At 41.8% G+C, this 13,359-nt stretch carries 10 protein-coding genes; 2 read left to right on the top strand and 8 right to left on the bottom strand.

The features are described from left to right. The 3 genes from B151_RS0107120 to B151_RS0107110 are packed head-to-tail and all read right to left on the bottom strand — an operon-like array spanning position 1 to position 2,319. Positions 1–945 (bottom strand): succinylglutamate desuccinylase/aspartoacylase family protein, encoded by a 945-nt coding sequence (locus B151_RS0107120; protein WP_020402925.1) that lies wholly within the window; start codon positions 943–945, stop codon positions 1–3. Beyond that, the gene (rimK, locus tag B151_RS0107115; RefSeq protein ID WP_020402924.1) at positions 938–1,861 is read right to left on the bottom strand and encodes a 30S ribosomal protein S6--L-glutamate ligase; all 924 of its coding nucleotides are present in this window, start codon (positions 1,859–1,861) and stop codon (positions 938–940) included. The genes B151_RS0107120 and rimK overlap by 8 nt, the downstream gene beginning before the upstream one ends. Positions 1,862–1,863: 2 nt before the next feature. Beyond that, positions 1,864–2,319: an ATP-dependent zinc protease family protein gene (locus B151_RS0107110; protein WP_020402923.1), complete on the bottom strand. Its 456-nt coding sequence runs from the start codon at positions 2,317–2,319 to the stop codon at positions 1,864–1,866. A gap of 121 nt (positions 2,320–2,440) precedes the next feature. Here B151_RS0107110 and B151_RS18180 point away from each other — a divergent pair, with 121 nt between their 5' ends. Beyond that, the gene (locus B151_RS18180) at positions 2,441–3,298 is read left to right on the top strand and encodes a 5'-nucleotidase, lipoprotein e(P4) family (RefSeq protein WP_020402922.1); all 858 of its coding nucleotides are present in this window, start codon (positions 2,441–2,443) and stop codon (positions 3,296–3,298) included. Between the two features lie 24 nt (positions 3,299–3,322). Further along, positions 3,323–4,390 (top strand): alanine racemase, encoded by a 1,068-nt coding sequence (locus B151_RS0107100; protein WP_020402921.1) that lies wholly within the window; start codon positions 3,323–3,325, stop codon positions 4,388–4,390. Positions 4,391–4,420: 30 nt separating this feature from the next. Here the strand turns inward: B151_RS0107100 and B151_RS0107095 are convergent, their stop codons facing one another. The 5 genes from B151_RS0107095 to B151_RS0107070 form a co-directional block, all read right to left on the bottom strand. Then, positions 4,421–7,300, bottom strand: coding sequence for a sensor histidine kinase (locus B151_RS0107095; RefSeq protein ID WP_020402920.1), 2,880 nt, complete (start codon positions 7,298–7,300; stop codon positions 4,421–4,423). Positions 7,301–7,312: 12 nt separating this feature from the next. Further along, positions 7,313–7,699 carry a hypothetical protein gene (locus B151_RS0107090; protein WP_020402919.1) on the bottom strand — a complete coding sequence of 129 codons (387 nt, stop codon included), beginning with the start codon at positions 7,697–7,699 and terminating at the stop codon, positions 7,313–7,315. Positions 7,700–7,937: 238 nt separating this feature from the next. Then, positions 7,938–9,065 (bottom strand): NHL repeat-containing protein, encoded by a 1,128-nt coding sequence (locus B151_RS0107085; RefSeq protein WP_020402918.1) that lies wholly within the window; start codon positions 9,063–9,065, stop codon positions 7,938–7,940. A 65-nt stretch (positions 9,066–9,130) separates the two neighbouring features. Then, positions 9,131–9,547, bottom strand: coding sequence for a hypothetical protein (locus B151_RS0107080; protein WP_020402917.1), 417 nt, complete (start codon positions 9,545–9,547; stop codon positions 9,131–9,133). A 266-nt stretch (positions 9,548–9,813) separates the two neighbouring features. Continuing rightward, a complete protein-coding gene (locus tag B151_RS0107070; protein ID WP_020402915.1) occupies positions 9,814–13,287 on the bottom strand; it encodes an amidohydrolase family protein in 3,474 nt (1,157 codons plus the stop codon). Between the last annotated feature and the right edge of the window lie 72 nt (positions 13,288–13,359).

Here is a 13,359-nt window from a genome sequence, read left to right as displayed (position 1 = left end):
TTATTTGTTATATGCGTAATGAATCAGAGCATCGCCCTTATTTACTACGGGACAATTATTTAAGCCAATTACCATTCCATTATGTGGGGCATGAACTCTCGAATTCAGTTCTCCATATGGATCCTTAATTGAGCCCAATACTTGTCGTTTGTTAAATGATTCTCCTAATTCTGCACGGGTAATGAAAAGACCGGCATTTTTGGTTCTTATCCAGGTAGAGCTGTTGAATATCCTGGTATCATTGGCTTGTGGTGCTTCCTTGATCATCCCAAGATGTTTCATCAACCGTTGAGTTCCATTAATGCCTTCCTCTATACCCAGCTCGTCATAGCGTAGCGATTCCCCGGTTTCATACACCAGGATCTCTTTTCCTTTTTTGTGAGCAGCACTTCGGAATGACCTTGCTATGAGCCCGGAATGCATTAGAACCGGAGCCCCAAAAGCTTTACCTAATTCCAGGCCTCTTTCACTTTTAAAGGTGCATCTGATTTGAGGAAAGTTAGCCCGGGTTGAACCGCCGGTATGAAAATCTATGCCATAATCCACTTCGGGAATAATTTCATTCATGAGCGTGTGGGCCAGTAATTTGGCTAACGACCCACCTTTAGCCCCGGGAAAACTGCGGTTGATATCTTTTCCATCCGGGAGCCCGCGGGCATTTTGAATAAATCCATAAATATTTACAATTGGGATAGCTATTACGGTCCCTCGTTCCGGCATCACGATATCCCGTTCAATCATACGGCGAACGATCTCAATTCCATTGATCTCATCCCCATGTAAGCCCCCTGTGAGTAGTAAAACAGGCCCGTCTTCCTGAGCACGGTAAACCAAAACCGGCAGGTCGATAGTCGTATAGGTTGGCAATCGGGCAATATTCAGATCAATGACCCTGCGTTCTCCCAATCCAACCTTTTCCTTATTGATGGTAATAAACTCAGGCATGCTTCTTGGCCTTCTTCTTGCGCGAGGGATTACGTTTTCGTTCTTCTACCGCTTTTTCCACATACTCTATGACCTTGGCAGCAATGTCTTTTTCTGTAGCTTTCTCTATGCCTTCCAAGCCCGGGGATGAATTCACTTCCAGTATCAACGGTCCGCGATCGGATTGTAGCATGTCTACTCCTGCGATTTGAAGGTCCATTGCCTGAGCTGCCGTCAATGCAGCATTTCGTTCAGCCTTTGTCAATTTGATCAGGGTTCCGGTACCTCCCTGATGCAAGTTGGAACGGAACTCACCTTCTTTGCCCTGCCGCTTCATTGCTCCTACTACTTTGCCATCTACTACGAAAGCCCGGATGTCAGATCCTTTGGATTCTTCAATGAATTCCTGAACGATCACACGTGCCTTCATAGCATGAAAAGCTTCAATAATAGATTCAGAGGCTTTTTTGGTAGGCCCTAATACAACGCCATGTCCTTGCGTGCCTTCCAGTAGTTTAACGATCAAAGGTGCCCCACCTACTGATTCTATGAGCTTTTTAACCTCTTTGGAATAATTCGTAAATACGGTTTTTGGAAGTCCAACACCGGAACTCGCTAATAACTGCAGGCTTCTCAGTTTATCCCTTGACCGCACCAAAGCCTGGGAATGTACCGCACTGAATACTTCCATCATTTCGAATTGGCGAACCACCGCTGCCCCATAAAAGGTAACCGATGCACCGATACGCGGGATAATGGCATCTAAATAATCGAGACGTTTACTTTTATAATAGATCTTGGGATTATCTTGCTCGATTACAATGTCGCATTTAAGGTGATCAATGATCTCGACATCATGTCCTCTTTTTTTGGCCGTACCATACAAACGGCTGGTTGAATAAAGTGAAGAATTTCTGGAAAGAATCGCAATGTGCATTCTTAAGACTCCCCGGTCTTTTTAGCAGGTGATAGATTTGTTTGGGTAACATCCACAATAAAGGGTCTTTTTTTTAAAAACTTTCGTCCAATTAACAACGGATATTTCATCGAAGAACGATCGGCCAGTGAAAACTCGATCAGATATTCCCTATCAAAAAAGAAGATCCGTGTTTGTATAAAATACCGGAGTGAGATCTCGCCATTAGAACTTTTCACCTCTCGCTGATCGTGGACAGGCATTTCCAGTTTCTGTTCGTTATACGCTTCATGATCCGGATCCAGTAAATAAAACCGAACCCAGGGTTCTCCATCCTTTGAAAATTGTTCCAAATGATGGCAATGCAAACTGGAAGTATAAGCACCGGTATCGATCTTAGCTTCCAGGTCATAGAATTTCCATTCAGGAAGATCTACCTGTTCTACTCGGCCAATAATTTGTTGTTGTGCGGAATTCATTGCGGGAACAAAAATAAAGGTTTTAAAGGGTGAATCACATTAACAAATAAAAATACTTTCCCTGTTACTGTGATTTTATATCTTAGACCTAAAATTAGCATAACATTAAAAAAAATTTCTGATGATAAATCTAAAAATTATCTCGCTCTTTTTGATCGGAATAACCGCTGTTGGCTGCAGTTCAACCCAAAAAATCACTTCCAGTGAACCATTTCCTGAAGATAAAACGGTTCAAGCTACTCTTTGGGTTCAGAACTCAGCGGAATATCAGGCTTTAAGTCATCAGGCTTATGAAACGGCCAAACGTAGTCTTTCTCTTCCTCTTGAAGATTCATTTTGGACAGCCTCCATCTCACAGGAAGAAACAGAAGCATATATGCAACTTCCCCCGGCTATTATACTGGATATTGATGAAACCGTACTTGATAATTCCCCCTTTCAGGCTCGTATGATCAAACAAGGAACGAGTTATAACAGTAAGGATTGGAAAACCTGGTGTATGGAAGCTAATGCGGAGGCTGTTCCTGGAGCGGTTCAATTTACTCAATATGCAGCAGAACAAGGCATTCAGATCTTTTATATATCAAATCGGAGCTATGAAGTTGAAGATGCCACTCGGCGTAATATGATCGAACTTGGATTTCCGGTATCCTCAGAGATGGATAACATCATGCTAAACGGTGAGGAACCGGGTTGGAACTCTTCCAAGATCAAACGGCGTGAGATCATTGAAGAGAATTACAGGGTGATTATGGCTTTCGGCGATGACCTCAATGATTTTTTTCCGGCCAAGAATATCACTCAGGATAAAAGAGATACCTATGTAACCCGCTATTCCGATTACTTTGGTCGTAAGTGGTTCATACTTCCGAATCCTGTGTATGGCTCGTGGGAAAATGCCATGTTCGATTTTAAAGATGATTTAAGTCAAGACGAACGCAACGCCATCCTTCAAAAGCGACTTGATACCCGAAACTGATCACAAGCCTAAAATTTCCGCAAAATGAAGCCGTTCCCTACCCTTTTTGTTGATCTTGATATCGTTCGGTCAAACATCCAACGAATGGCCGGAAAGACAACGGATCATTCCCTGGAATTCCGACCTCATTTCAAAACACACCAATCGCATAAAATTGGACGAATGTTTCGGGAATTTGGAGTTTCAGGGATTACGGTTTCATCTGTCAAAATGGCTGAATATTTCCTGAATGACGGTTGGGATGATATCACTATTGCATTCCCCGCCAATGTATTAGCTACTTCATATTATGACAATATAGCCCAGCAAGCTTCTCTGAAAACACTGATTATTTCCGCGGAAGTAGTGAGGCTATTGGACCGTAAAATGGCTCAGGAAATGGGGCTATATATTGAGATCGATCCTGATTACGGGCGCAGTGGAATTCCGGTATCTGAAACCGATACCATCCAAAACGTTTTATCAGCTATTGAGGAATCGGAGCATTTCTATCCGGCCGGATTTTATTGCCATGCAGGACATACTTATCAATCCCGTTCGGCTGAAGAGGTTAAAGAAATTTCATCCAAAGCGCTCGGTCAGCTGCAAGGATTGAAGGATCATTTTCCGGGTCTTCCTATTTGTTTTGGGGATACTCCTTCCTGCAGTGTATTGGATGATTTTGGACCGGCAGATCAGCTCAGCCCGGGTAATTTCGTTTTTTACGACTGGATGCAGGTAGAGATCGGCTCGTGTTCTCCCAATGAGATTGCGGTATACATGGAATGTCCGGTTATTGAGAAATTCCCAGACCGAAATCAGGTTCTGATTCATGGAGGGGCCGTCCATTTCTCCAAAGACTTTATTGAAATTGGGGGCATCAAAAGCTTTGGCGAACCGATGCTCAAATATCTTTCCAAGGAGACATACCTCAAAAGCCTTTCCCAGGAACATGGCATCATACAATGCAGTAATGAGGTATTCAAGAAGATCAATATAGGCGAAACCATCCAAATATTTCCTATTCACTCCTGCCTGACGGCTGATCTGATGCGAGAATATCATACCAATGACGGACAAGTATTAGATCATATGAATGGTAATAAACTTTGAATGATGGGTTTCTAGCTCTTTTTTATAGGATCAAACCGGCACTTTTAAGTTCCATCGTGTACCAAATCCAGCGGATGTCTTCAGGTTAATATCAGCCCCGATCTGCTCGGCTCTTTTTTGGATATTAACCAATCCATTTCCTTTTTGAACTTGATCCACATCCATCCCTCTCCCGTCATCCTGTACCACCAGCTTGAAGTGGGCTTGCTCATATCTCATGATGATATCCACATTTTTTGCATCAGAGTGTCGGGCCACGTTTGTGATCATTTCCTTAAATAAAAGCCATAAATGCTGTCTGAGTTGCATGTCTAACTTGCCCGGGATGTATTCATCGATCTTTAGGCTGTAACTGATTTCCTTGCTCTCAAAAAGATCGGAGGCGTATCTTCTGCATTTAGAAAGAAAACTTTGCCAGTCATCGTGCTCTGGATTAATAGCCCATACAATATCGGTGATCTTTTCTTTTGCATCGCCTGCACTTCCCGAAATTAACTTCAAAAAACGATGTTTATCACCTTTTACTTTATCGCTTTCAATGGCTTGCACAAAGTAGGTGATACTTGAAAGCGTAGCACTTACTTCATCATGGAGGTCGCTGGCAATATGATTTCTGATGCGCTCTACCCGTAAAAGTTGATTGACCCGAATTTTATAAGCAGTATATAAAACTCCTGCTATGAAAGCCGTATATAATAAATAAGCCCACCAGGTCCGGTACCATGGGGGCAAAATAGAAAATGAGTAGCCGGCAGATTCACTGATTTCTCCAAATACATTTCGGGCTTGTACTTTGAATGTATAATCTCCTTCGGGAATGTTGGTGTAGTCTTTGAAAGATTCATTCGTCCAAATTCCCCAATTTTCTTCAAAACCCTCAAGCCTGGAGCGGTATTCTGTTTCTTTAGGCGAAAAATAGCTTGCTGCAGCATATGTGAAACGCATTTCATTATCTTTATAAGCTAAAACAGTACGTTGGTTTTTTGAGCCTCCGTTAATGAGGGAGTCGTTCTTTACCAAAACCTTATTTATTTGGGTATGAAATGGAAAACGATGATCAAACGTATGATGCTTTTGATATCTGACAGCTCCCTGATCCGTACCAAACCAAATAAATTGCTCATCTCGTGTGTAAATGTCATTACTTTGCTGGTGATCAATTAACCTAAGAGGCCCTTGATAATTTTTATAGTCCCCATTTTCAGCCTTCAAAGCCGCTTGATATTCACTGTCGTACCTAAACCAAATATTTCCTTCAAGATCTTCTTCGGCTAAATAAAATTGTTTTGAGGTATCTGAGAAAGAACTTCCATATCTCAAATCCTGAACCATTTTTTGATCCTGAGTGTCGTAACGTTGTATTCCTTTTCCCCAGGTTAAAAAAGCAGGTTCACCTCCTAAAGAAGTTACGTAGCTACGCTTATCATCATAGATGTTTTTAACGTCGATAAAATAATGCTCTAACTTATGCCCAATAACGGTATCTCCCTCCCACTCTAAGTCAATTTTATTGAGGCCGATGTTACTGCCAACCCAAATAGTATTACTTTCGTCCACCAAAATTGAATTTGGAAGAATTGTGAGATCAGTTAACTGATATAAAACTCTATAGTTTTCTCTATTCAAAGCTGCCACATTGAAACCAGATGCATTTCCAAAAAACACCATATTTGGTTGTTTGAGCAATGCTATTTTATAGGCTTGAATCTCCTGAAGAGCAGTATAGTTTGTACCATCGTAATAATGGATATTCTGGTCGCAGATCAAATAAAAAATATTATTTACAGTGATATCATCAGAACACATTCCCGTAAAGGTGTAGGTCTCAATTTCATGGTCACTATTTATATGATAGGCCTTATCGGTTGTGCCAAAAATTAAGTTATTTCGGTGTTCTGTGATCTTCAGGATATCCTTGGAAATTCCAGATCTCTCATCATAAAAGCGAAGGGGTAATTCAAAATCTATTCGTGAGATCCCATTAACGGTAGCTGCCCAAACACTCCCGTTTTTGTCTTCATAAATTCCATAAATCATATTACTGATAAGCCCTTTATCTTCATCAATGATCTGTAAAATTTTGCCATCTACGGTTGTATGGACAAGTCCACCCAGGCGAGTTGCGAACAAAAGGGTTTCATCCTGCAAAACGATGGCTTCATCCATGTAATTGGTTTTCAAATAGGCATTCACCTCCATATTTACCAGCCGGAATGAGCCATTCACAAATTCACTGCATTGCATGTATTCACAAAAAAGATCTTTTTGTGGATGGCCTATATAGCTAAAGATGTTTCTTTCTGCGAAATATTCTCCATCTGGGACAAGTACAAGCGAATCTCCATCTACTTTTTTTAGTCCTTCTAAAGCCTCCCTTACGTAAATTTCCCCCTTATAATTAAAAACATAGGAGAATGCTTTTTCAGGTAAAAAATAATCGGCTTTACTTCCATCATAACGAATCAAAATTTCGCTGGTTTGAAAGTAAATATCATTTCCGCTTGAGGTTATATCAAATATACGGCCGACCTCTAATGAATCAGGGATGAGTGATCTGAGAGAGTAATACTGCTCTACTGTGAGCGTGCTGTCTTTTGGAGGGCCCAAATAGCCGAATTCGTTTACCCCTCCAACAAACAAGCGATTATTTTCGGCTAAATGGATGGAATAAGAACGGCTGTTTGGCACTGAAATATCCAGCCAGTTCACCCCATCATATTTAATGATGTTTTGCAAATTGGATATATATAAAACCCCGTTTGAATCTTCCGCAAAGTCCCAATTTTGGACGCTTCCATCGTATTCACCGGAAGTAAAGTTTTTGATTGCAGGAAATCCTTTAAAAGATTGCCCATATCCAATACTGGCTACAAAAAGGCTTATGCAAATACTAACCAGAAATTCCTTCACAAATAATTAGCTTTAGTGTAGTGGAATAGGGTTCTGAGGAGGTTCAATATCTACATCGTGATCGTTAAGATCCTTTTTTTTACTCTTAGCAATATCAAATACAGTTATACTGTAAACTTTTCCTTTTTTCTTTTCTATTCCATATTGGTTACCGGTCAGGCGAACTTTACTTGTTCTCTCACTCACCTGAAAAGCGTCTCTTTTGTTGTTTTTAAATCGTTGTCTTATTACCAGGATATCGTGATCAGGTTCTATAGAAACCTTTTCATCTATTATATTTCCTTTATACGGAGGTGGTTTTGAAACACTGCCCTTTTTCAAAAGCATATACTCTATTTCATCGTTTTCAAAACCCTTAAACTTAAAACTATGTCCGTGAGGTATTTTGTTATCAGCCATTTATCAACCCCTATTAATTAATATGAAATGGTATATAGTAAAATCACCTGACACCTACACCACATAATTATGTTGTTTTAAAGTTTTTATTTGCTACGTTAAATATAATAATTGCAGTAATTTAATCTTTAATATGACTATAAAAGAAATATAAGCTCAATACATAATTTTGGAAGTGAATACTTTTGTAATGCAAGAATATATTTCATCTTCATTGCATTCTTATGCCAAAATGGTTTTAGTTACTGAAAGAAACAGAATATGCTTCAATGGTTGTTTCTGATTCTCGGTTTACTGTGTACAATTTTCCATTACTAATGGCTTGTAGAGAACTTTCTGAAGGTAAAAGCATTCGGCCCAAAGGCGTTCCTTCATAATTTAGGATAACCATCTCTTTACCCTCTTGAGTTTCATCAGTCCAAATCCAGAATCGATCTTGATCGTCTAAAATTACCCCTGTAAAAGGTGGCTTTATATCTTTAATAAGTTTACGCCGATCTCTTCTTTCAGTACGACTCAATTCGGGAAAGTGATATTCCATATCTGCTTCCGTTATAAATCGGTCTTTAACATCAAGTTTTACCTCGTGTTCTACCTGCAGATTTTTGTCATAAATCTGGATAAGCGATTCTCCCGTTCTTGCTACCAAAATCTTTTGATTTTCCAGTGGGGTAAAATAATCATTATAGCGGTAAGGCAGATACTCATAACTCATTCTATTCCCATTATCAGAGATTTCTATAAAAGCTGAATGTTTTCTTAAAGACAAGATACTTTCTTTTACCTGTAAGGTATCGGCCACCACTTTTACCAGGTGTACAAGATCGGTGGTAAACTCGGGAGGAATAGTTCCAAATGGAGTTCGGGCTGAATCGACCTGTACATAAAAGGAACTGAAATCCTTTTCGGAACGAATGCCTCTCATTGGCCCGGGTAACCGAAAAGTATAGTCGGTGGTGTACTCGAAAATACCCTCTTTATTGGGTTGATATTCTGTTAACATCCCGTGATTGTTACTCATTACCAAAATTTGGCCATTAAAATGCGGGTTTGGGTATTCACTTAGCTCACCGGGACCTCGACCAGGCCCTGCTACCCTGGCGATATAATTCCCCAAGCTGTCAAATTGCGTAATCGTACGATCGCTTCGTTGACTAACCAGAATATCTCCATTCTCTGCCACCATTATTCGTGTAATCAGAGCCGGAATGAAGTCATCTGAAGCACTGATGCTGAATTCTTTTTCTGTATTAATGAGAGGAAGTTCGGAGTAATCAATTGCCGGGTCTTTAGTTGCTTCTGAAGAACAACCGGACATAAAGAACAAATATATGATAATGGGTAAAAGGCAATATGATCGAGACATGGCAAAATGATATTTGATGTTGTGGTTACAGCAAAGGTGTATATAACATGACAAAAGTGCCGTTTTCAATGATATATCCAGTATGAAGCAATAAAGGATACCATAAAAGCAGCCGTTTGATAGATCCAATAACCGGTACTTTTTGGAGGGACTTCTACCAACATTGTCCTTTTGGTATGCGGCTCAACATGTACATTTTCTAGCTTATTGATATCTCTTTTTAGTTCCCAGCTCGAGGCAATTACTTTAATCTCATGCTCACCTGCGGGCAAACTATCTACTTCAATGCGTTTGGTAAATTTATCTTCAGCGATCAGGTTCCCATTTATCGTTGCATTCACATTTTGAACAGGATTTGAAAATTTTACGATTACGCTACCAAATTCTTTATCTGCGGTATTCGGTGAATAGCTTGTATAATAATTTTTTGCACAACTTATGAATGCAAAAGGAATGAAAAGGAATAAAAGTAATTTTCTCATATCGGAATGTTGGTTAAAAGATTCTTTTAAGTCTCTCTAAAATAAACCAATAAATCACTATTTCAACTAAATTAACCGCTAAGGTATTGCAAGATCTCCTTGTTGATCAATCAATTGGGATAGAAAGAGAATTTTCCCGGGTTTGGAAGGCTCCCCAAGATGGTTGGTTTGATATTAGAACAATCCTTGTTTGCTGGAATTCATCTCAAACAAAAAAGGCTCCCTTTCGAGAGCCTTTTATAGTTTACAATTGCCTTGGTGAAATTTTATTCAACACCGGGTAAAGTTACTTTTCCGGGGTTTATGTGATTCCATTCAAATGGCCCGGCCGTGACTTGCTGCGGATATACTTGGTCAAGCGTATTGCCATTGTAGAGACGGCCATTTTTCATTACCATTTCGATAGTATTGGTATTTCTGAGGTCTTCCAGTGGATTCTCATTCAGGATCACCAAGTCGGCTAATTTACCGGCTTCAATAGATCCTAAATCACCATCAAGGCCAATAGCAGTTGCACCGTCTATAGTAGCCACCTGAAGAGCATCATGATTATCCATACCGCCTGAGGCCATTGCCCACAGTTCCCAATGATATCCGAGTCCCTGTAACTGACCGTGACTTCCCACACCGGATAATCCACCGGCCTCTTTCAGATGTTTGGAAAACTCAGCATGCTTTTGAAATACATGCTCATCTTCATGGAACCAACCGGGTCTTCTTCGGGATTTGGAAGCCAGTTCTTCATAAGGAGTAAACGTTCTGAGCTTCTCATCAAAAAATGGATTTTCCCGGGAATAGAAATAATTCTCTGCCCACGGACCCCCATAAGAAACCAACAGCGTAGGTGTAACGGCCATTTGCGCTTCCGACGTCACGTGAACCACATCATTGTAGATCGGATAGATCGGTAAGGAATGCTCATGACCCGGGTAACCATCAATAAGCTGAGTCATATTCAGTTTCCAGTCCAGTGCCCCTTCTGTGGTAGGCATGATGTTCTGCTCTTTGGCAGCCATCAGAATCCATTGTCGCTGTTCGCGGTTGCCGGCCAAATACATTTTGATGGTCTTGGTGTCGTAGTACTTGCTGTACTGCTTCATCACATTCTTGGCGTGCTCCAGGCTTTTGATGTTATATGCCCAGTACCCAAGTCCCGGACCGGTAGAATAAATACGCGGACCTTCCATCATGCCAGTTTCAACCATATCGGAATAAGTAAGTACATCGGTGGTTCCGGTTTGGGGGTCGCGGGTAGTGGTTACACCATAAGCAAGGTTAGCGGCATATCCCCAAACGCGTTGTTTGTGAATGCCCCAGCTTGGCCTTAAATGCGCGTGAGTATCTACAAAACCCGGGATAACCGTTTTACCGCGAAGGTCGCGGGTTTCGGCTCCGTTAGGTGCCTCAAGATTAGTTCCTACTTCTACAATACGGTTATTTTCGATGAGTATGTCTCCATTTTCGATCACCTCATCACCGTTCATGGTGATGATACGGGCATTCTGCAGTAAGATCTTGCTTTCCGGAATGTCCCGTTCTATCATCACTTCAATGCTGAGTTCTTCAGGCTTGTAGCCTTCATCTTCTTTCTTCTCTTCTTTGTCTGATGCTTCTTCGGTTTCCTCCTCGTTGGCAGAATCGTCTTCGTTATCGGCATCATCTTTCTTCATTTTTTCTTCTTCTTTCGCTTTTTCAGCTTCGGCCTCTTTAGCAGCTTCTACACTGTCTTCATAAGCTTCAGCTGCTTCCAGATCATATATAAAATGACCGTGCCCGATGGACCAGTGTACTTTGGAAGCATTATCCGACCAATGAGGGAATTGTCCGCCAATGGTTGTCAATTTTCTGGCCGGGAAAGCAGCGCCATCCGGATTGGCAACTGAAATATTGGGCGTATCTCCCCCAACTTTAGGCACAGTAACCACATAAATATCATTGTTGATTAGAGCCATAGCCTGATCTCCTTCGGGAGCCATTGTAATCAAACCGGCATTTGAAGGAGGATTGCTTTCCTCCGGATTTTCATCAGGATGAAGCATATCGGGAGAAGGATAATTTGTACCCATTGTTCCAAACCCTGCTGTGGTGATTCCGGTGATTCGCACATGCTCCTTTTCATCGGTTCCATCCCAGCGCATGGAAATCAGCGTGCCGTTGCCCCGGTTCAGGTAAATACGATCATTGGATTTAACGAAGTGCGGATTTTCTCTGCCGTTGCTTTTGGCTATGAAATTGTTAGAACCTCCATCCGCATCAACCCAGATGAGTTCATCACTTGCACCAAAGGCAAATGGACCATAAGCACGCTCGTAACTGCGATTATCACCTCGCAGCGCTACAATGCGATCACTGTTGTACGACCAGGCCGGTTCACTGTAAATACCGGGCTCACTGGTGATCTTCTCGGGACGTACCCGCCGCGCATTAGGATTCACTTTGTACAATGCTCCACCTGCTTCCGCATCGTAAGTGGCATAAACGATCCATTCTCCATTTGGGGACCATGCCGGCTGCGCTTCGATTACATCAGAATTTGTGATCCTGCGAGGCTTGCCATCCGGCAGATCCTGAACATACAGATCATTCAAAACCGTAAAAGCTAATTGCTTTCCATTTGGAGAAGGCATCGCATCGCGAATCTGTGTGGCTACTATTTCTTTCTCATCAGAAATAGGATATTTGAAGAATACTTCCGGCCCAATCTCCAGGTGTACATCGGCCTCAAAAGGGATTTCAGTTTCTTCTCCGCTTTCAATATTGATCTTGTAGATCTTTCCGTTGTAAGAAGTTAGCAGATTCTTGTTATCCGGCGTAAAGGCCATTCCTGGCAGTACACCCATCGTGGCGATAGATTCTTGTTCATCTCTTTGAACCGGATACGCCAGCCAGCGCTCATCTCCCGTTTCCAGGTCACGGAGCACTAAACCGGTTTGATCTTCATAACGGGAACCGTACACCATCCACTTTCCATCATGTGAAATGGTTGGGGTGAAAGCTGAGCCATACCGTGAAGTTACCCGATCGGTAGATCCGTCTTCACGATCGTACACTCCGATCTGATATTGAGGAAGCTGAGCGTTGTAGTTCCAGGCTCCGTTGCGTTGTGAATAATAGACATATCGTCCATCCGGGGTTATCGCAGGGTCGATGATCTTTAGGGAACCGGGTTCGTCGATCATCGCCGTTCCTCTTCCACCTTCTTTATGAATGAGCCAAAGTTTTGGGGTAAGCCCGCCTTTGGAAGCCACCACATACTCACCGTCGGGCGTCCATACCGCATTGGTGTACCTAGTATTTTCGCCTTTGGTGATCTGAGTGATCTCGGAAGTGTCTTCCACATTTACGTAATAAAGGTCTTCTTCGCCTGAAGCATCCGATGTGAACAACACGTATTTGCCATCCGGGCTGTAACGCGGATGCGTATCGAAAGCCATTCCATCAGTGAGCTGTTCCGCCTTTCCGCCCGACATAGGTATTCGATAGATATCTCCCATCAGGTCAAAGACGATATGTTGGCCATCCGGACTCACATCCAGCGACATCCACGTGCCTTCATTGGTGGAGAATTCTACGACCCGACCGGGTTCCATGGGAAGTTCGTTTTCGGCCTTTTTGATCTTATTAGTATCTGCTTCAGCTGTATCCTGAATCATCGTAAAGAACGATGCTTCAGCAGACTGCACTGAAAACAATCCCAAAAAGACCAAGAATAAAAGATTCGTTGGTTTTAGCACATTCATTGTTTTTTGTAGTTAATTATGATTATGAATTACCTGCTACGGAATAAAACGAATTAGTTAGGTTTGCACCCG

Origin of the sequence: Gracilimonas tropica DSM 19535 (assembly GCF_000375425.1) — a bacterium.
Classification (GTDB): Bacteria; Bacteroidota; Rhodothermia; order Balneolales; family Balneolaceae; genus Gracilimonas; species Gracilimonas tropica.
The sequence above is the reverse complement of the archived record's forward strand: the minus strand, read 5'-3'. Positions and strand labels throughout refer to the sequence as shown.